Origin of the sequence: Nonomuraea sp. NPDC049486, assembly GCF_040676925.1 — a bacterium.
Lineage (GTDB): Bacteria > Actinomycetota > Actinomycetes > Streptosporangiales > Streptosporangiaceae > Nonomuraea > Nonomuraea ferruginea.
The window spans coordinates 309518-327719 of record NZ_JBFAPV010000003.1; the positions used below are offsets into that span (position 1 = coordinate 309518).

The 18202-nt window shown below is 73.6% G+C and carries 19 protein-coding genes; 14 read left to right on the top strand and 5 right to left on the bottom strand.

The annotated features are described in order from the left end of the window. Window positions 1–30: 30 nt before the first annotated feature. Genes AB0K05_RS10285 through AB0K05_RS10295 form a run of 3 tightly spaced genes read left to right on the top strand, consistent with a single transcriptional unit; the run spans window position 31 to window position 3846 of the window. Complete coding sequence (locus AB0K05_RS10285) at window positions 31–1260, top strand: ABC transporter substrate-binding protein (protein ID WP_271279316.1); 1230 nt, start codon at window positions 31–33, stop codon at window positions 1258–1260. A gap of 4 nt (window positions 1261–1264) precedes the next feature. After that, window positions 1265–3115 carry an alpha/beta fold hydrolase gene (locus AB0K05_RS10290; RefSeq protein WP_364228332.1) on the top strand — a complete coding sequence of 617 codons (1851 nt, stop codon included), beginning with the start codon at window positions 1265–1267 and terminating at the stop codon, window positions 3113–3115. Window positions 3116–3147: 32 nt separating this feature from the next. Further along, window positions 3148–3846 carry a hypothetical protein gene (locus AB0K05_RS10295; RefSeq protein WP_364228334.1) on the top strand — a complete coding sequence of 233 codons (699 nt, stop codon included), beginning with the start codon at window positions 3148–3150 and terminating at the stop codon, window positions 3844–3846. On the opposite strand, the gene AB0K05_RS10300 is transcribed toward AB0K05_RS10295, so the two are convergent. The 5 genes from AB0K05_RS10300 to AB0K05_RS10320 are packed head-to-tail and all read right to left on the bottom strand — an operon-like array spanning window position 3847 to window position 7919. Beyond that, entirely contained in the window at window positions 3847–4560 is a 714-nt protein-coding gene (locus AB0K05_RS10300; RefSeq protein ID WP_364228336.1) for an SDR family oxidoreductase, read from the bottom strand. Then, complete coding sequence (locus AB0K05_RS10305; RefSeq protein ID WP_364228338.1) at window positions 4551–5483, bottom strand: VOC family protein; 933 nt, start codon at window positions 5481–5483, stop codon at window positions 4551–4553. Before AB0K05_RS10305 ends, AB0K05_RS10300 begins: the two co-directional genes overlap by 10 nt. After that, a complete protein-coding gene (locus AB0K05_RS10310; protein WP_364228340.1) occupies window positions 5480–6418 on the bottom strand; it encodes a hypothetical protein in 939 nt (312 codons plus the stop codon). The genes AB0K05_RS10305 and AB0K05_RS10310 overlap by 4 nt, the downstream gene beginning before the upstream one ends. Beyond that, the gene (locus AB0K05_RS10315) at window positions 6415–6852 is read right to left on the bottom strand and encodes a nuclear transport factor 2 family protein (RefSeq protein ID WP_364228342.1); all 438 of its coding nucleotides are present in this window, start codon (window positions 6850–6852) and stop codon (window positions 6415–6417) included. Before AB0K05_RS10315 ends, AB0K05_RS10310 begins: the two co-directional genes overlap by 4 nt. A gap of 50 nt (window positions 6853–6902) precedes the next feature. Further along, window positions 6903–7919 carry an NADP-dependent oxidoreductase gene (locus AB0K05_RS10320; protein WP_364228344.1) on the bottom strand — a complete coding sequence of 339 codons (1017 nt, stop codon included), beginning with the start codon at window positions 7917–7919 and terminating at the stop codon, window positions 6903–6905. A gap of 84 nt (window positions 7920–8003) precedes the next feature. Here AB0K05_RS10320 and AB0K05_RS10325 point away from each other — a divergent pair, with 84 nt between their 5' ends. The 11 genes from AB0K05_RS10325 to AB0K05_RS10375 all read left to right on the top strand — a co-directional run bounded on the left by AB0K05_RS10325 (window position 8004) and on the right by AB0K05_RS10375 (window position 18201). Then, window positions 8004–8741, top strand: a complete 738-nt coding sequence (locus tag AB0K05_RS10325; RefSeq protein WP_148033465.1) for a FadR/GntR family transcriptional regulator — start codon at window positions 8004–8006, stop codon at window positions 8739–8741. Window positions 8742–8840: 99 nt separating this feature from the next. Continuing rightward, complete coding sequence (locus AB0K05_RS10330; RefSeq protein WP_219549164.1) at window positions 8841–9362, top strand: MaoC family dehydratase; 522 nt, start codon at window positions 8841–8843, stop codon at window positions 9360–9362. Next, on the top strand, window positions 9363–10409 hold the full coding sequence (locus tag AB0K05_RS10335) for an LLM class flavin-dependent oxidoreductase (RefSeq protein WP_364228347.1): 1047 nt from the start codon (window positions 9363–9365) through the stop codon (window positions 10407–10409). After that, on the top strand, window positions 10406–11896 hold the full coding sequence (locus AB0K05_RS10340) for a CoA transferase (RefSeq protein ID WP_364228349.1): 1491 nt from the start codon (window positions 10406–10408) through the stop codon (window positions 11894–11896). Before AB0K05_RS10335 ends, AB0K05_RS10340 begins: the two co-directional genes overlap by 4 nt. Continuing rightward, window positions 11893–13419, top strand: coding sequence for an MmgE/PrpD family protein (locus AB0K05_RS10345; protein WP_345482931.1), 1527 nt, complete (start codon window positions 11893–11895; stop codon window positions 13417–13419). The genes AB0K05_RS10340 and AB0K05_RS10345 overlap by 4 nt, the downstream gene beginning before the upstream one ends. Continuing rightward, complete coding sequence (locus AB0K05_RS10350; protein WP_271280273.1) at window positions 13416–14582, top strand: RidA family protein; 1167 nt, start codon at window positions 13416–13418, stop codon at window positions 14580–14582. The genes AB0K05_RS10345 and AB0K05_RS10350 overlap by 4 nt, the downstream gene beginning before the upstream one ends. Continuing rightward, on the top strand, window positions 14579–15079 hold the full coding sequence (locus tag AB0K05_RS10355) for a MaoC family dehydratase N-terminal domain-containing protein (RefSeq protein WP_271280274.1): 501 nt from the start codon (window positions 14579–14581) through the stop codon (window positions 15077–15079). Before AB0K05_RS10350 ends, AB0K05_RS10355 begins: the two co-directional genes overlap by 4 nt. After that, the gene (locus AB0K05_RS10360) at window positions 15076–15501 is read left to right on the top strand and encodes a MaoC/PaaZ C-terminal domain-containing protein (RefSeq protein WP_271280275.1); all 426 of its coding nucleotides are present in this window, start codon (window positions 15076–15078) and stop codon (window positions 15499–15501) included. The genes AB0K05_RS10355 and AB0K05_RS10360 overlap by 4 nt, the downstream gene beginning before the upstream one ends. Beyond that, window positions 15498–16643 (top strand): acetyl-CoA acetyltransferase, encoded by a 1146-nt coding sequence (locus tag AB0K05_RS10365; RefSeq protein ID WP_271280276.1) that lies wholly within the window; start codon window positions 15498–15500, stop codon window positions 16641–16643. The genes AB0K05_RS10360 and AB0K05_RS10365 overlap by 4 nt, the downstream gene beginning before the upstream one ends. Beyond that, window positions 16640–17038 carry a Zn-ribbon domain-containing OB-fold protein gene (locus AB0K05_RS10370; protein WP_271280277.1) on the top strand — a complete coding sequence of 133 codons (399 nt, stop codon included), beginning with the start codon at window positions 16640–16642 and terminating at the stop codon, window positions 17036–17038. Before AB0K05_RS10365 ends, AB0K05_RS10370 begins: the two co-directional genes overlap by 4 nt. A gap of 2 nt (window positions 17039–17040) precedes the next feature. Continuing rightward, entirely contained in the window at window positions 17041–18201 is a 1161-nt protein-coding gene (locus tag AB0K05_RS10375; RefSeq protein WP_271280278.1) for an acyl-CoA dehydrogenase family protein, read from the top strand. Window position 18202: the final 1 nt, after the last annotated feature.

Genomic DNA, 18202 nt, shown 5'->3' on the forward strand with positions numbered 1-18202 from the left:
CTGAAAGCCCCTGAGAGGAAGACCCCCGTGATGACGGTCACCACTGGTCGCAAGCTGCTGGCGCTGGCGAGCGCCACCCTGCTGCTCACCGCCTGCGCGAGCAAGGAAGAACGAGCCGGAGTCGAGCAGGCGGCCTCCGGCAGCGGCTGGAGCGCCGGCATGCCGGTCGTGAAGGTCGGGCTCATCGGCCCGGTGACGGGCGCGTTCGCCGTCGCGGGCATCTCCATGGAGAACTCGGTCAGGGTCGAGATCGACCGGCTCAACGCCGAGGGTGGCGTCGGCGGCGCCAAGCTCGAACTGGTCGTCCGCGACACCGCGCTCGACCCGGCCAAGGGTGTGCAGGCGGCCAACGAGTTCGCCGGTGACGACAGCGTGGGGCTGGTGATCGGCCCGGCGCTGTCGGCGTTCTACAACGCCGCCAAGCCCGTCCTGGAGAACGCCAAGAAGATCAACTGCCAGCCGATGGTCGCCACCGGCGACTTCACCTCGGTCAAGTACGGCTACCGGGCCCAGGACCCCGTCTCCCTGGACGTACAGAAGATCGTCGAGCACCTGAAGGCCGAGGGCATCACGTCCGTCGGCATCGTGTACGAGGGGGACGACGCGGGCAAGGGCACCGCGGCCGAGATCCAGAAGCAGGCCGAGGCCGCCGGGCTCACCTTCGCGGGCTTCCAGGAGACCCGCAACGACGACCAGTCGCACCGCGCGTACGTCGAGAACCTCAAGGACGCCGGCGCGATCTGGATCTCCAACTCGGCCGGCGGCGCCAAGACCATGGCCGCCGCCGGCGAGACCGGCTACAAGGGGCTCATCGTCGGCGGCTCCGGCGCCCGCAACATCTCCTTCGTCGAGGCGGCCGGCGACGCCGCGGACGGCGCGATCTTCAGCGCCACCTACTACCCGTACCCGGGCAAGGAAGGCCGCGACACCTGGAAGCCCGGTTACCGCACGCACATCGAGGAGATCGAGAAGCGGTTCGGCAAGAACACCGGCCCGAAGACCGGCGCCGAGTCGCCCAAGGCGGCCGAGATCGCCGCGGACTGCGTGCTCGCCTACGCCAAGGCCGCCGAGCAGGCCCAGTCGATCGACCCGGACAAGGTCGCGGCCACGCTCGACTCGATCGAGATCTCCGACCAGGAGACGCCTTCCGGCAACTCCATCAGCCCGGACAAGCACGAGTTCTTTGGCATCGACGACATCCACGTCTACCAGTGGAAGAAGGACGCCGACGGCTGGCACACGGTCGAAATCGGCAAGTGACCGGATGGAGCGCCGTTTCGTCACGGTGAACGGCCGGCAGGTCCACTACGCCCGCGCCGGGCGCGGCCTGCCGGTCGTCCTTCTCCACGCCTCTCCCGGCGACTGGCGGCCGCTGCGCGAGCTGGCCGCCGAGCTGGCCCGCTCGTTCACGGTGTACGCGCTCGACACGCCGGGGCACGGCGGCTCCGACCCGCTCCCGGCGCCGGACCCGGACATGGCCGGCTACGGCGCGGCCCTCGGCGAGACGCTGACCGCGCTCGGGCTGGAACGGGTCCATCTGTACGGGACGCACACGGGGGCCAAGATCGCCCTGTCACTCGCGGCCGCGCGGCCGGAGCTGGTGGTCTCGCTCGTCCTCGACGGGGTCGGGGTGTCCACTCCCGAGGAGCGGGCCGACCAGCTCGCCCATTACCTGCCGCCGGTGGAGCCGCGGAGCGACGGCGGCCATCTGGTGGCGGCGTGGCACCAGGTGCGGAACATGTTCCTGTACTGGCCCTGGTACGACGAGCGCGCCGCCTCCCGGCTGACCGCCGTCCCGCCGCCGGCCTCGTACCTGCACGAGGTGACCACGGGGCTGCTGGAGGCGGGGGCGAACTACCCGCTGGCCTACCGCGCGGCCTTCACCTGCGACCCGGTCCCGCTGCTCGCCCGCCTGACCGTCCCCACCCTCGTCCTGGCATCCCCCGCCGACCCCCTCCACGCCCACCTGGCACGCCTTCCCGCACACCGGCTGCAGCTGGAAACTTCCGCCTCCGGCACCCCGGCACTGGCGTCCCGCATCCACACCCACGCGACATCCCACGCACCAACCGGCGCTGCGTCGTCGTCCTGTGCGGCCCCATCCGGCGCGGGATCATCACGCGCAGCCTCGTCTGGTGCGGTCCCGCCCAGTACGGTCGGGCGCGTAGAAGGCGTGAGCCGTCGGTACGTGCCGACCCGGCTTGGGCAGTTGCTCGTAAGGGCGGTCGGACCGGCCGACGGGTCAGGGCGGCCGTTGGTGATCCTGCCCCCGGCCCCCGCCTCCGGTCGAGCCGTCACGGACCTGCTCGCCGAGGTAGGCCGCCACCGCCCGGCCTTCGCCCTCGACCTCCCGGGAACCGGCGACTCGGACCTGGCCGCCTGGCCCGGATCAGGCCCGCGCGACGGCCTGCCGGGGACCGGCGGGTCAGGCCCGGCGGCCAGGCTTGGATCCGGCCCGCGCGATGATCTGCCGGGAACTGGTGGCTCGGATCTGGCGGCTGGGCCTGGATCAGGCCCGCGCGGCGGCCGGGCGGGGACCGGCGGATCCTACCTGGCCGCTGAAGCCGGATCCGGGCTGCGTGACGAGATCGTTCTGGCTGTCGGGGACGCTCTCGACGCGCTCGGGGTCGACGGCGTTGATATCTATGGGATCGGAGCTGGTGCGGTGGTGGCCGTCGCTGTCGCTCGGCTGGGCAACGGGCGGGTGCGGGCGCTGGCGCTGGGCGGACTGCCTGACCCGGCCGTGCTGACCGAGAGCGAAGCACGCGCGCGCACCCCTGACCTGGTGCCCGACGAGCACGGCACGCACCTGCTGCGGGCCTGGCACCTGGTGCGGGACGGCGGGCTGGGGACGGGCCTGCCCGAACTGCCCGGCGGCCGGCCGGACCTGGCCGAGCTGCACGGCAGGACGCTCGACCTCGCAAGGTCCTGGCGGACCTACGCCGCCGCCTTCAGGGCCGCCGCCGCGTGGCCCGGCGAGCCGCCGGTGCCGGTGGTCGCCGCCGACCCGGTCTGGGATCCGTTCACGGCCGGGGCCGTGCGCGCGGTGCCCGGCCACGACGGGACGGGCGGCGTCGCCTCCCTGCTGAAAGCCCTGGACGACGTGACCGGGTGAGCCGGCGCGTCCGCGAGAAGGAGAGTGCACCGTTGAGCAGCCGCTACCGGCACGGAGTGATCCATTACATGGGTGACGGGGTGGGGGTGCGCGGCCGCGAGGAGTGGACGCTCACCGCCGCCGAGGACGGCACCCGCACGCTGCGCGCCCACTGCCGCATGTTCGACACCGACATCGAGCGGGACGTCGTGCACACCGCGTCCGCCGGGTTCCGTCCGCTGCGGTCCTTCGTCAGCCACCGGGTGGGCGGCGCGTTCCTGGGCGAGGGATGGTTCGTCTTCGGCGAGGACACCCTGGAGTCGGAGCTGCTGCTCAGGGACGAGGGCAGGGTGTCGCAGCGGGTCCCGCTGGCCGGGCCGCCGCCGTTCTTCGTGCCGCACGCGGTGTGCTGCGACGCCTGGATCGTCCCTGCGTACGACCTCGCCGCCGGCGGCCCGCAGCCGCTGACGGGCGGGTTCCGCTCCTCGCCCCGCCCCAACGGGGCGACCGGGCCGTACGCGGACGAACTGGGCGACCTCACCGCCACCCTGGTCGGCGAGGAGACGATCACCGTGCCCGCCGGCACCTTCCCCACCCGGCACTTCCTGCTGACCAGCGACGGCGGGGCCGAGGAACACCTGTGGACGAGCACGGACGGGGACTGGCTGCTGATCCGCCTCCGCTCCGACCGCCTGTCCTCCTCCTACGAGCTGGTGGAGCTGCGCGACGGCGGGACACCGCGCATCGGATGATCAGGAGGCCGGGAGCTGTCCCAGGTCGAGCCGGGTGACCACGGCCGCGCCGCGCAGACGGAGCAGGTCGCGCACCAGGTCGCCCACCACGGACGCCTCCAGCCGGTCAGGATCGGCCCGGTTCGACAGCTCGCTCTTCACCATGGCCGCCACCACCAGGTCGGTCACCTTCACGTGGCGGCCCGCCAGCTCCTGCCGGAGGGTGTCGGACAGGCCGAGCAGACCGAACTTGGAGGCCGAGTACGCCGCCCCCGTCGGGTAGCCGCGCAGGCCCGCGCCGGAGTTGACGTTGACGATGTGGCCGCGCTCGCCCGCCACCGGCTCCTGGCCGGTCATCTGCCGGGCGGCGGCGCGGGCGCACAGGAAGGCACCGGTCAGGTTCGCGTCGACGGTCTCCCGCCACGCCTCGTCGTCCAGGTCCACGATCTCGGCCTTGCGGAAGACGCCCGCGTTGTTGACCAGCACGTCGAGCCGCCCGTACGAGGCGACCACCCCGGCGACCGCGGCGTCCACCCGCTCGGTCACGGTCACGTCGAGCGGCACGCCGACGGCCTCGCCGCCCGCGGACCGGATCTCCCCGGCCGTCTCGGCCACCCGACCGGCCCGCCGCCCGGCGCAGACCACGGCGTAGCCGTCGGCGCCCAGGGCCAGGGCCACGGCCCGGCCGAGCCCGCTTCCCGCGCCGGTGACCAGCGCGACCCGTCTCACCCGCACTGGTAGAACTCCAGGACCTCGCCGTCCGGCCCGAAGAAGGACTGGACGAGCGCGGGACCGTACGGCGGCAGGTCCACCTCGACGGGCGGGCAGACGGGCTCCGCGCCGAGGCCCGTGACCAGCGCGGACGTGGCCGCCAGATCGTCCGTCTCCAGGGAGGCCGACAGGATGCCCAGGTTGGGCGGCACGGCCGCGTCGCGCTGCTGCCTGCCGGGGAACCCGACGTACTGGGCGATCTCCACCCGGCCGTTGACCGTGCCGCCCGGCATGAACAGGTTGATGTTGTGCAGCCCGGTGCCCGGCGGCAGGCGGAAGAACGACTCCATGTTCTCGATCAGCTTGTCGTACAGCACCTCGTAGCCGAGCGCGGTGTAGAACGCGGCGGCGCGGCGGGCGTCGCTCACGTGGATCGCGACGGTCTGCAGCTCGCTCGGCCGGCCGTCGTACCCGGCGAGCGGGCTGGTCGGCCCAGGCTCCAGCTGGAACACGTCGAGCACGACGCCGTCCGGGTCGTAGGAGAGCGAGTCCCAGGCGGACAGGTCCTCCATCACGGTCCAGCGGGTCGGCTGCGACTTCTGCCGGCCGCCCGCCGTCACCAGCCGTGCCACGGCGGCGTGGAGGTCGTCGACCCTGATGTTGAGCGCGTAGTGGCCGTAGTCCTGCGGGCGGGCGTACTCCCCCCAGTACGGGCGGCCGGGGGCGGCGAACTGGACCAGGCGCAGCAGCCCGGTCGTCGCCCCCTCCGGCCCCATGACCACGGCCCTGCCGGTGAGCCCGGCCGGCATCTGCCAGGCGGCCTCGGCGGCGGGGCCGCGCACCTCCGCCTCGGTGTGCGGGACGTACCCGAAGGTGTCCGCGTAGAAGGCGCGGGAGCGATCGAGGTCGGACACGGCGACGGTCGTCACCCGCAGTTCGCTGATCATGGGGTGTTCCCTTCCTCCCGGTGCGCCACGAGGTGCACCCGCTCTCCTTCGGACCCGTACGCCACGAACGACCGGCGTCCGGCCAGCGGCCCGGTCCCCGGCACGGCCGGGTCGGTGGCGCGGTGCCCGCCCGCCAGCACGGCGGCGTGCGCCGCGTCCAGGTCGGCGCAGGCGTAGCTGACCAGGCCGGTGCCGCCCGGGAGCCCTGCCGGGTCGAGGTTCGCCGCCGGGTGGCCCTGCAGCTCGATCGCGCCCCGGCCGGTGCCCTCGCGGCCGCTCTTGAGCAGGCTCATGCTGACCGGGGTGCCGCCGGGGATGCCCCAGGCGCGGTGCAGCGGGCCTTCGGTGAAGTCGGCGGCCATCAGCGCCGGCATGCCGAGGCTCCCGCCGTACAGCCGCCGCGCCGTGTCGTGGTCGTCGGTGCGCAGGTGCACCTCGAAGACCGGGCCGGTGCCCCGGCGGGCGCTGGGGAAGCTGCGGCCCTGCGGCTCGGTGAGGCCGGTGGTCAGGATCAGGTGGGTGCCCCAGGGCATCCGCCACACGCCGGAGCGGTGCACGTTGCTGCCCAGCTCCGACAGGTCGGTGGTGAACGGCTCGGCCACGGGCCGGACGCCGGGCCAGCCGGCCAGCCGCCCGGCGGCCGCGTCGACGTCCTCGACGACCAGCTCCACCGAGTCCCAGCCGCGCGGCAGCGCCCGCGTGACCGGCCGCGCCTCGCCCTCGACCAGGCAGACCATCCCGTACGGGAAGCCGGGCGGTCCCAGCAGCGCCCACGGCCGCCCGGCCCATCCGCCGAGCCCGGCTTCCGGGGCGAGTGTGCCGCTCGCGCGGGATTCGAGGCCGAGGACGCTCCGCAGGCGCTCCGCGGTGGCGTCGAGGCCGGGAACCTCGATCCAGACGCAGGCCAGCTCCTCCACCAGCGGGACGTCGCTCATCGCAGCGGGTTCTCGCCCTCCGGCCACCAGTCGCCGGCGCCGTAGGGGTCGGCCAGCGGCTGCGAGCCGTGCTCGTGCACGATGCGCCAGGTGTCGTCCTCGCGGCGCACCAGCCAGGTCATCCGCATCCGGAGCCTGCCCTTCTTGCCGTCGCCCTCGATGTCGTAGTCGATGACGCCCGCGACCTGGGCCAGCGTGTCGGCCTCCCAGCAGAACGGGCCCTCCACCCAGCGGAAGCCGTGGATCCGGATGGGGGCCTTGAAGTAGGCCTCCCAGCCGGCCTTGATCCGGTCGCCGCCGTGCGTGGTCCAGCGGGGACCCTCGACGAAGACGTACGCGTCGTCGGCGGGGGAGAAGGTGTCGAGGACGCCCTCCAGCCGCCGCTCGATGACGGAGGTGAGCATGGCCTCCGCCGTGCCGACCGGTGTTCTCATGGATCCGCCTCCCCGATCATTCCGCTACTCGGAACGCTGTTTCGAAGACCCTAATTGTCTGATGTATCCCGGTCAAGGTGCACCACGGCCTTGCCGGTGTTCAGGCCCGACATGAGCCGGGCGAAGGCGGCGGGCGTCGACTCCAGGCCGTGGTGCTCGTCCTCCAGGAAGCGGAGCCGCCCCTCGGTGAGCAGCTTGCCCACCCGGTCGGCGAACCGCGGGCGCAGGTCGAAGTGGTCGTACACGACCAGCCCGTGCACGGACGCCCGCGCCCGCATGACCGCCCCGGCGGGCAGGACCGTCTCGCCCACCTCGTTCGCGTGGTCGGGCAGGCCGGCGAGCGCCACCCGGGCGTGCGGGGCGAGCCGGTCCGCCACCCCGCGCAGCACCTCGCCGCCCGCCATGTGCAGGTAGCCGTCGACGCCGTCGGGGCAGGCCTCCGCGAGCGCGTCGGCCCAGCCGGGGTCGTGCCGGTCGACGGCCGCCGCGTAGCCGAAGAAGTCCGTGGCCCGCTCGCACTTGGCCGGCCCGCCGACGATCGCCACCGTGCGCGCGCCCGCGAGGCGGGCGAGCTGCCCGGCCACGCCGCCGACGGCTCCGGTGGCCGAGGAGACCACGACGGTGTCGCCGACCGCCGGCCGGATCAGCCGGGTGATCGCGGCGTACGCGGTCAGGCCGGGCGTGCCGAGCACCCCGAGCACGGCCGTACGGGGGACGCCGGGCGGCACGGCGACCGGGCGGAGCGACTCCGCGGGCACGGTGGCGTACTCCTGCCAGCCGGTCTCGGCCACCACCCACTCGCCGGTGCCCACCACCCGGGCGACGGCCCTGCCGGGCACCAGGTCACCCGGGTGGATCGGCGGGTGGCCCAGGTTGCGGCCGGTCATGGCGCCGCGGACCCACGGGTCGAGCGACAGGTGGACGGCCCGGACCAGCACCTCGCCGGGGCCGGGCGAGGTCACCGGCACGGTCTCCAGCCGGAAGTCCTCCTCGGCGGGCACTCCTTCCGGCCGGCGGGCCAGGATGATCCTGCGCACGCTCTCCGGGGACGGGCTGGTGCTGGTCATGGGGGCTCCCTTCACGTGGAGCATCAGGGTTTCATGTTGAAACACCGTTTCGCTAGAGGGAATCCGGAGTCGTGGTGATCCCGCATGGCGGGTTACGCTGTGGCCGTGCCGACCGACCGCGCCGCTGCTCCGGCGTACCAGGACCTGGCGAGCCGGCTGAGGGAGCAGATTCTCGCCGGCCAGTTGAAGCCCGGCGACCGGCTCCCGGTGGAGCCGGAGCTGTGCGCCATGTACGGCGTGAGCCGCAGCACGGTGCGCGAGGCGCTGCGCGTCCTCTCCAGCGAGGGCCTGCTGGTCACCCGCAGGGGAGTGGCCGGGGGCAGTTTCGTGGTCCACCCCGACCCCGAGCACATCAAGCACTACCTGCGCTCCAGCTTCGCGCTGTTCACCGACGCCGGCTCGGTGGCCAACCTGCTGGAGGTCCGGTGCCTGCTGGAGGTGCCCGCCGCCGGGCTGGCCGCCGAGCGCAGGTCCCCCGAGCAGCTGGAGGCCCTGCGGCGGTCCCTGGTCAAGCCGCGCCGCGACCGGGGGCGCGGGTTCGCCGCCAACAGGGGCTTCCACGAGGTGCTGCTCGCCGCGGCGGGCAACCCGCTGCTGACCGCCGTGACCGCGCCCGTGTTCGGCGTGCTGGAGAGCAGGTTCGCCCGCGACGAGGCGGCGTCCGACTTCTTCGAGCGGGTCGACCGCGACCACAGGGAGATCTTCGGGGCCGTCGAGTCCGGCGACCGCGAGGCCGCCGAGCGGGCCCAGCGCGAGCATCTGGAGCATCTGCGCGAGACCTACACGCGCATCGACAGGGAGCGCCGCCAGAACGGCGACTAGACGAAACGTCGTTGCGTAGAGCGGAACACCGCCTTGACCCTTGAATGGTCTGACGTTTAGGCTCTGGCTGTCAGCGTGAGGCCAGAGCGAGGAAACGTCATGAGTGTCAAACCGGGCTGGCAGGGCCGGTACTTCGAGGACTTCGAAGTCGGGGACGTGTATCAGCATCCACTCGGCAGGACCGTCTCCGAGGCGGACAACACCTGGTTCACGCTCCTCACGATGAACACCAACCAGATGCACTTCAACGCGGAGTACGCGGCGAAGTCGGAGTTCGGCAAGCCCCTCGTGGTCTCCACCTTCACGGTGGCCATCGCCGTCGGGCAGAGCGTCACCGACCTGACCCAGAACGCCTTCGCCAACCTGGGCTGGACCGACATCCGGATGACCCACCCGGTGTTCGCGGGCGACACGCTGTGGAGCGAGTCGATCGTGCTGGAGAAGCGCGAGTCCGGCAGCCGCCCGCACGCCGGCATCGTCACCGTGAAGACCAGGACGCTCAACCAGGACGGCAAGGAGGTCTGCTCGTTCAAGCGGACCTTCTACGTCTACCGGCGCGGCGCCGAGCAGATCGAGGGCCTGTTCCCGACAGCGGAACAGCCGCTCGCCCTGGAGGACTGAGTGCGCATCACCTACGGCCCGTGGGGCGAGACCCTGGAGGAGCAGGCCGCCGCCGCCCGCGCCGCCGAGGAGGCGGGCGCGGAGGTCGTGTGGGTGCCCGAGCTGCACCGCAGCGCGACCGTGTCGGCCGCGGCGCTCGCCCAGGCCACCGGCACCGCCCGGGTCGGCACCGCGATCGCGCTGGCGTTCACCCGCAGCCCGATGGTGACCGCGCTGGAGGCGCTCGACCTGGACGAGCTGTCCGGCGGCCGGTTCGTGCTCGGGCTCGGCTCCGGGGTCAAGCGGCTCAACGAGGACTGGCACAACGCCCGCTGGGGCAAGCCGGTCGGCCACCTGCGCGAGACCGTCCGCTACCTGCGCCACTTCTGGGAGCACTGCGGCACCGGCGAGCCGATGGTGCTCGACGGCGAGCACGAGCCGATGCGGATCGTCGGCTACCAGCGCCCCTTCCCGGTCGTCCGCACCCGGATCCCGATCTACCTGGCGGCCGTCGGCCCGGCGATGACCAGGCTCGCCGCCGAGATCGGCGACGGCTGGATCTCCCACGAGCTGTGCTCGCCCTCCTACCTGGCCGAGCGCATCCTGCCGGAGATCGAGGCCGGGCTCGCCAAGGCCCACGTCGATGAGCGCGGCAAGGGGCGCGGCGACCTCGACCTCGTCGTCTCCGCCGCCTGCTCGGTCGACGACGATCCGAAGCTGGCCCGCCGCCGCGCCGCCGGCCTGGTCGGCTTCTACGCGAGCGTGCGCAGCTACGCGGACTTCTTCGCCTTCCACGACCTGGCCGCCGAGCAGGAGACCGTGATCGAGGCCTTCCGCGGCGGGCGCGGCGCCGACCACCTCGGGGACGTGGTGACCGACCGCATGGTGGACGCACTCACCCTCGCCGGCACCCGCGACGAGGTACGGGAGCGGATCGCCGCCTACGAGGGCCTCGCCGGCTCCGTCAAGCTGACCCCGCCCACGCACGGCCTGCCGGCCGCCGAGACCAGGGCGGCGCAGCGATCCATCATCCGCCTCATCGCCGACATCACGGGAGGACGAGCGTGAGACCGCTGGAAGACGTCCGGATCATCGCCGTCGAGCAGTACGGCGCGGGCCCGTTCGGCAGCGTGCACCTGGCCGACCTGGGCGCCGAGGTGATCAAGATCGAGGACCCGAGGGCCGGCGGCGACGTCGGCCGCTACGTGCCCCCGTACGCCGAGGGCGAGGACTCGCTGTTCTTCGAGACCTTCAACCGCAACAAGCGCAGCCTCTCCCTGGACCTGTCCAGCCCGGAGGGCCGCGCGGTCTTCGAGGACCTCGTCAAGGTCAGCGACGCCGTCTACAGCAACCTGCGTGGCGACGTGCCGGCCAAGATCGGCATCACCTACGACGACCTCAAGCACCTCAACCCGGCCATCGTGTGCTGCTCGCTGACCGGCTTCGGCATGACCGGGCCGCGCAGCAAGGAGCCCGGCTACGACTACGTGCTCCAGGGCCTGGCCGGGTGGATGGACCTCACCGGCGACCCGGAGGGGCCGCCGACCAAGTCGGGCCTGTCGATGGTCGACTACTCCGGCGGGTTCGTGGCGGCCATCTCGCTGCTGGCAGGCCTGCACGCGGCCCGCAGGGACGGGGTCGGCATGGACTGCGACGTCAGCCTGTACGACACCGCCATAGGGCTGCTGACCTACCCGGCGGTCTGGCACCTCAACGCCGGGTTCGTCCCCGAGCGCACCCGTCACTCGGCGCACCCGTCGCTGGTGCCGTTCCAGGCGTTCGAGGCGGCCGACGGGTGGCTGGTGGTCGGCTGCGCCAAGGAGAAGTTCTGGCAGCGGCTCGCCGTGGTGATCGGTCACCCCGAGTGGGCCGGCGACCCGCGCTTCGCCACCTTCGCCGACCGGCGGCGCAACAAGGACGTGCTGCTGCCCCTGCTGGAGGAGATCTTCCGGCGGCGCACGGTCGACGAGTGGCTGAAGCCGCTCTACGCCGCCTCCATCCCGTGCGGCCCGATCAACGACGTGCCCGCCGCCATGAAGGAGGAGCACACCCTCGCCCGCGACCTCCTGGTGGAGACCGAGCACCCGCACTGGGGCACCGTCCGCCAGGTCGCCTCCCCGGTCCGGGTCGGCGCCGACCGTCCCGCCTACCGCCGCGCGCCCCGCCGCAACGAGGACTTCGGCCACGTCGTCCGCGACCTCCTCGGCTACGACGACACCCGGATCAGCACCCTCACCGACGCCGGCGCCTTCGGCCCGCTTCCCGACGGCGACACCACGCCGTCTTCTGGCGGCGCTGTCCCGGCTTCCGGTGGGAACGCCACATCGGCTTCCGGCGGCGAGGCCCCGGCTTCCGGTGGGAACGCCACGTCGGCTTCCGGCGGCGAGGCCCCGGCTTCCGGTGGGAACGCCACGTCGGCTTCCGGCGGCGAGGCCCCGGCCTCCGGCGGGAACACCGTGCCGGCTTCCGGCGGTGCTGTCTCGGCTTCCGGTGGGGACGCCGCGGCTGCCTCCGGTGGTGGGGCTTCGGAGGGTGTGGGGGCGGTGGGGTCGTGACCGTCGCGCGTACTCTCGTGGCCTGGGCGCTCGGGCCCGGGCCGGCGGGCGCGCCCGAGGAGGTGCGGGAGGCCGCGTGCAGGCATCTGCTCGACGGGTTCGGCACCGCCGTCGCGGGCGGCCGGGCCGGGGCGGCGGCGCCCGCGATCGCCGTCGCCCGCGGGCTCGGGGGGCCGCCCGAGTCGGGGATTCCCGGGACCGGGGGGCGCGGTTCGGCGGTGGCGGCGGCGCTGGCCACCGGGACGCTCGTGCACGCGCTCGACTTCGACGACACGCACGCGGGCGGGCTGGTGCACGCGACCGCCGCGGTGCTGCCCGCCGCGCTCGCCGTCGGTGAGCAGACCGGCGCGAGCGGCGCCGAGACGCTCGCCGCCGCCATCGCCGGGTACGAGACCGTGTGCCGGCTCGGCGCCGCCGCGCCGCACGCCTTCCACGCCCGCGGCCTGCACGCCACCATGGCGTGCGGCGTGCTGGCCGCCGCCGTCGTGGCGGCCCGGCTGATGCGCCTCGACCCCGCCACCGCCGTGGACGCGCTGGGCATCGCCGGCAGTCAGGCGGGGGGCCTGCTGGAGTTCCTGTCGACCGGCGCGTCCACCAAGCAGCTGCACCCCGGCCTGGCCTCGGCGTCCGGCATCCTGGCCGCCCGGCTCGCGGCGGCCGGCGCCAGCGGTCCCGACACCGTGATCGAGGGCCCGCACGGCCTCTACGCGGCCCTGGCCGCCCGCCCCGCGGACATCGCCCGCATCACCGACGGCCTGGGCGAGACGTGGGAGACCACCCGCATCACCGTCAAGCCGTACCCGGCCTGCCAGCTCATGCACGCCACCCTGGACGCCGCCGCCGACGCCCTCCGCGAAGCAACTCTGGGCGACAAGACCGCCCAGCCGCGTACGACCTCGCACGACGGGGAGACCCGCCCGCCGCGGCCTGGTGAGGAGGCTCGTGCGGCCCGGCCTGGCGACGAGGCCCGTGGGGACCGGCCCGGCGGGGAAACCCGCGCGGCCCGGCTCGGTGAGGAGGTGGTCGAGGTGATCGCGTATGTGCATCCGGACAGTGCCTCCATCGTGTGCGAGCCCGCCGACCGCAAGGTCGCGCCGCGCACCCCGTACGACGCGAAGTTCTCGCTGCCCTGGAGTGTGGCCGCGCTGCTGCTGGACGGTGAGGTGACGCTCGGCACGTACGAGCCCGGCAGGCTGCGCCGACACGACGTCGCCGCGCTCGCGGCCCGGGTCCGAACCGAGGTCACCCCGTTCCCCGGCGTCGCCGCCGACGCGCCCGGCCACGTGCGGTTGCGGCTGGCCGGCGGGCGGGAGGTCGAGGGCAGGGTGCCGAGCAGCGCCGGTGGCCCGGGCAACCCGCTGAGCGAGGCCGCGCTGCTCGCGAAGTTCACCGCCAACGCGGGCGGGCCGTCACCGGAGGCGGACGAGCTGGCCCGCCGGATCCGCGCGCTGGCCGCCGAGCCCGACCTGACCGCCATCGCCGCGCTCGCCGACCGGCTCGCGGCCCCGGAGGAGAACGCATGACACTCAACGCCATCCGTCCCGACCACTTCCCCTGGTTCCGCTACGAGGGGTACTCCTTCTCGCTCGGCCTCACGCACGGCGCCGACGCCTGGCTGTCCGGCCACTCGGCCAGCGAGCACGACCCGGAGAGCGGCCGCATGGTGGTCAGGGGCGGCATGACCGACCAGACCAGGACCGCGTACGCGAAGATCGAGAGGATCCTGGAGGCCGCGGGACTCACCTTCCAGGACGTCACCAAGATCACCGAGAACGTCACCGTCCACGGCCTCGACCACTACCCGGAGGCCGAGGCCATCCGGCAGGAGGTCTTCGGCGAGCACCGGCCCGCCGTCAGCACGGTGATCGTCGAGCGGCTGCTGCGCCCGGCGGCGTTCATCGAGATCGAGGTGCACGCGAGCCCCGGCGGGCCCAAGGCCGTCTCCGAGGGCGGGGTGGCCGAGACGGCCGACGGCGCCGTGTTCCTGCCGACCCTGCTGCCCGTCGACGAGCACGGCGCGGTGGTGCACGAGGGCGACCTGGTCGGCCAGTACGCCTACTGCCTGGACAAGGCCGACCGGCTGCTGCGCGGCGCCGGGCTGTCGCTCGACGCCGCCGTGACCACGTACGACTACAGCACCCCCGCCACCCGCGACGTCTACCGGCGCACCCACCGGGCGCGCAAGGAGCGGCTCGGCGGCGCGGGCGTCTACCCGGGCGCGGGCGGCATCCTGATGAGCGAGCTGCACCGGCCTGGCGTGCTCGTCGCGCTGGAGGTCACCGCCTCGCGCCACCCGCTGGAGGCCGTCAACCCCGGCTGGTCCCGCTACGACACGCTCACCTACACGCCCGGCGTCAAGGCCGGCGGCATGCTGTGGATGAGCGGCTTCGCCTCGCTCGACATGGAGACGCAGGAGGTCCTGCACCCCGGCGACGTGGTCGCCCAGGCCGAGGTCACCTACGACGCGATCGGGCAGGTGCTGGCCGCCGCCGGGGCCGGGCCCGAGCACCTGATCTCCACGATCGAGTTCGTCTGCCCGGACGGGCTGGCCGGCTACCGGGGCGTGGCGGGCGTGCGCAAGGAGCGGCTGCGCGAGCCGTGGCCGGCCTCCACCGGCGCGCTCTGCGCCGGCCTGCTGCGGCCGGAGTTCCTGCTGGAGGTCTTCCCCACGGCGGTGCTGCCATGAGCCTGCTGAGCGACGAACTCCGCGCCAGGATCGGCACGGAGGTCACCTACACCGCGCCGGAGGAGCTGGGCCGCGCCGCCATCCGCTACTTCGCCAAGGCCGTCGGCGACGACAACCCGCTCTACACCGACGACGCCTACGCCCGCGAGCACGGGCTCCCGGGCGTCGTCGCGCCGCCGACGCTGATCTGCGAGACCAACCAGTACGCCGACGTGCCGCCCGACGCCGACGGGTACGCGGGCCACGACTGGCACATCGACATCCCGGGCAGCAGGAAGGTGCGCGGCGGCAACACGTACACCTTCCACCGGCACGTCCGCCCGGACGACGTGATCACCGCCACCTGGCGGCTGGAGGGCGCGACCGAGCGCCGCACGTCAGGCGGGCAGGACATGCTCGTCGTCTCCTCCGTCGCCACCTACACCAACCAGGACGGCGACCTGCTCTGCACCAACGAGGAGACCATCATCTACGTCGCGCGGAAGGAGGACCGGTGACAGCACCACGGGTCACACCCGGCGCGGAGGTGCCGCCGCTGGAGCGGACCATCGACCTGCGCGCCATGGTCGCCTACGCCGGGGCCACCTGGGACTGGCACCGGCTCCACTACGACCCCGACTACCTGGCGCCGCGCGGGCTGCCGGCGCCGGTCGTGGACGGGCAGGTGTTCGGCGCGCTCCTGGCCGAGCAGGTGCAGGACTGGCTCGGGCCGCGCGCGTTCGTGCGCCGCCTGCACTTCCGGTTCAAGAACCTCGTCTTCGCCGGCGAGACCGTCCGCTGCGTCGGCCGGGTGACCGCCGTCGAGGGCGGCGTCGTCCAGGTCGAGCAGCGGGTGCTCATCATCGACGGCGACCTGCCGGAGCGGGTGGCGGTCGAGCCGGCCGGAGCCGAGATCGTGCTCGGCGAGGAGGCCTCATGACCGCCGTCGCCATCGCCGGCGCCGCCGAGAGCGACCTCGGCGTCACCGGCAGGTCGATACTCGGGCTGCAGGCCCAGGCGGTGACCAGGGCCCTGGCCGACGCCGGGCTCACCCTCGCCGACGTGGACGGCGTGGCCACCACCGGGGTGTCCCGGTTCTCGGCCACCCAGCTCGCCGAGTATCTCGGGCTGCGCCCGTCCTGGACCGACTCCACCTTCGCGGGCGGGTCGGCGTTCGAGATGTACGTCGCCCGCGCGGTCCAGGCCATCGAGGCCGGCCAGTGCTCCACCGTCGTCGTCTCGTTCGCGTCCAACCAGCGCTCGGCGCGGTCCAGGTCGCTCGGCGGCGTGGTGGAGACGCACACGCCCGAGGCGCAGTTCGAGACGCCCTACGGGCCGCTGTACCCGATCTCGTACTACGCCATGGCCGCCCAGCAGTACCTGCACCGCTACGGCGGCACCCGCGAGCAGCTCGCCGAGGTCGCGGTCGCGGCCCGCGAGTGGGCGCTGCTCAACCCGGCCGCCTACCGGCACGGGGCCGGGCCGCTCAGCGCCGCCGAGGTGCTCGCCGCGCCCATGGTGTCCACGCCGCTCACCTCGGCCGGCTGCTGCCTGGTGACCGACGGCGGCGGCGCGATCGTGCTCACCTCGCTGGAGCGGGCCCGCGACCTGCGCAGACCGCCGGTCCGCGTGCTCGGCTACGGCGAGCGCACCACGAACACGTCGATGACCGCCGTCGACGACCTGACCGTGACCGGCGCCGTCGAGGCGGGCCGCGACGCGTTCGCCCGCGCCGGGCTCACCCCGGCCGACGTGGACGTGGCCGAGGTGTACGACTCGTTCACCATCACGGTCGTGCTCACCCTGGAGGCGCTCGGGTTCTGCGGCCGGGGCGAGGCGCTCGACTGGATCGCCGGCGGGCGCATCCGCCCGGGCGGCGACTTCCCGCTCGACACCTCGGGCGGCGGCCTGTCGTACTGCCACCCCGGCCAGTACGGGGTGCTGCTGCTCGTCGAGGCCGTCCGCCAGCTGCGCGGCGAGTGCGGCCAGCGGCAGGTGCCCGGCGCGGAGGTCGCGCTCGCCCACGGCACCGGCGGCATCCTGTCCACGCACGCGACCGTCCTCCTGGGGGTGGACCGGTGAACGCGCCAGAACCCGACGAGGTCACCCTGCCCTGGTGGGAGGCCACCCGCGAACGGCGGCTGCTCGTGCAGCGCTGCTCCTGCGGGCACGCCCAGCACCCGCCCAGGGCGCTCTGCACCGCCTGCGGCGCCACCGAGGGCCTGGGCTGGCTCGACGCCTCCGGCGAGGCCGCGGTCGACGCCTGCACCGTGGTCCAGCGGGCGATGCCCGGCTTCACGCCCCCGTACGTCGTCGCCAGGGTGCGGCTGGCCGAAGGCGTGCTGCTGCTGTCCAACGTGGTCACCGACGAGCCCGGCGCGGTCGGGATCGGCGACCCGCTCCGGCTGGACTGGCGCCCGCTGCCCGACGGGCGCGCCCTGCCGGTGTTCGTCCCCTTTGAAAGGCACGAGAGGTAGTCATGGACTTCGAGCTGAACGAGGAGCAGCGGGACTTCCGCGCCCTGCTGCGCGCGTTCGTCGACAAGGAGATCGTGCCCGTCGCGCGCGACTGGGAGCACTCCGGCCGGTACCCGACGGAGATCGTCGACGGGTTCAAGGAGCTGGGCCTGTTCGGCATCACCGTCCCCGAGGAGTACGGCGGCCTCGACCTGGACCCGGTGTCGTTCGCGCTGGTCTTCGAGGAGATCTCGCGCGGCTGGATGGGCGTGGCCGGCATCCTCGGCAGCCACTCCCTGGCCTGCCGCATGATCGCCATGCACGGCACCGACGACCAGAAGCGGCGCTACCTGCCCGGGCTGGCCACCGGCGAGCGCCGCACCGGCATCGGCCTGACCGAGCCGGACGCCGGCACCGACCTCCAGGGCATCCGCACCACCGCGCGGCGCGAGGGCGACCACTACGTGGTCAGCGGCACCAAGACGTGGATCACCAACGCCCGCTACGCCGACCCGCTGCCGGTGCTCGTCAAGACCGACCCGGCCACCACGCCCGCGCACAAGGGCATGAGCGTCCTGCTCGTCGAGGCGGACACCCCCGGCTACCAGGTCACCAAGGACATCCCGAAGCTCGGCTACAAGGGCACCGAGTCGTGCGAGATCGTGCTCGACGACGTGCGCGTCCCGGCCTCGAACCTGCTCGGCGGGGTCGAGGGGCGCGGCATGCAGCAGGCGCTGTCCGCCCTGGAGTGGGGCCGGGTCAACATCGCCGCCCGCTCCGTCGGCATCGCCCAGCGCGCCTACGACGAGGCCCTGGCCTACTCCCGCCAGCGCAGGGCGTTCGGGCAGCCGATCGGCGACTTCCAGGCCGTGCAGATCCAGCTCGCCTCCCTGGCCACCACGCTGCAGGCGGCAAGGCTCATGGCGTACTGGGCCGCCGACCAGGTCAGGAAGGGCCGCGCGGACGCGCAGACCGGCATGGCGAAGATCTTCTGCTCGGAGGTCGCGCTGGAGTCGGCGATCAGCTCGCTCAAGGTCCACGGCGGGTACGGCTACTCCACCGAGTACGAGGTCGAGCGGCTCTACCGTGACTCGGTGCTGATGAGCATCGGCGAGGGCACCAACGACGTGCTGCGCACGGTGGTGGCCAGGTCGCTGTCGCGCGGCGACGTCAAGGTCGGGTGAG

Excerpts from the sequence above, each read along its gene's own strand:
- AB0K05_RS10285 (WP_271279316.1), top strand. The coding sequence starts at position 31 with ATGACGGTCACCACTGGTCGCAAGCTGCTGGCGCTGGCGAGCGCCACC.
- AB0K05_RS10290 (WP_364228332.1), top strand. The coding sequence starts at position 1,265 with ATGGAGCGCCGTTTCGTCACGGTGAACGGCCGGCAGGTCCACTACGCC.
- AB0K05_RS10305 (WP_364228338.1), bottom strand. The coding sequence starts at position 5,483 with ATGATCAGCGAACTGCGGGTGACGACCGTCGCCGTGTCCGACCTCGAT.
- AB0K05_RS10310 (WP_364228340.1), bottom strand. The coding sequence starts at position 6,418 with ATGAGCGACGTCCCGCTGGTGGAGGAGCTGGCCTGCGTCTGGATCGAG.
- AB0K05_RS10315 (WP_364228342.1), bottom strand. The coding sequence starts at position 6,852 with ATGAGAACACCGGTCGGCACGGCGGAGGCCATGCTCACCTCCGTCATC.
- AB0K05_RS10320 (WP_364228344.1), bottom strand. The coding sequence starts at position 7,919 with ATGACCAGCACCAGCCCGTCCCCGGAGAGCGTGCGCAGGATCATCCTG.
- AB0K05_RS10325 (WP_148033465.1), top strand. The coding sequence starts at position 8,004 with ATGGCGGGTTACGCTGTGGCCGTGCCGACCGACCGCGCCGCTGCTCCG.
- AB0K05_RS10330 (WP_219549164.1), top strand. The coding sequence starts at position 8,841 with ATGAGTGTCAAACCGGGCTGGCAGGGCCGGTACTTCGAGGACTTCGAA.
- AB0K05_RS10350 (WP_271280273.1), top strand. The coding sequence starts at position 13,416 with ATGACACTCAACGCCATCCGTCCCGACCACTTCCCCTGGTTCCGCTAC.
- AB0K05_RS10355 (WP_271280274.1), top strand. The coding sequence starts at position 14,579 with ATGAGCCTGCTGAGCGACGAACTCCGCGCCAGGATCGGCACGGAGGTC.
- AB0K05_RS10365 (WP_271280276.1), top strand. The coding sequence starts at position 15,498 with ATGACCGCCGTCGCCATCGCCGGCGCCGCCGAGAGCGACCTCGGCGTC.
- AB0K05_RS10375 (WP_271280278.1), top strand. The coding sequence starts at position 17,041 with ATGGACTTCGAGCTGAACGAGGAGCAGCGGGACTTCCGCGCCCTGCTG.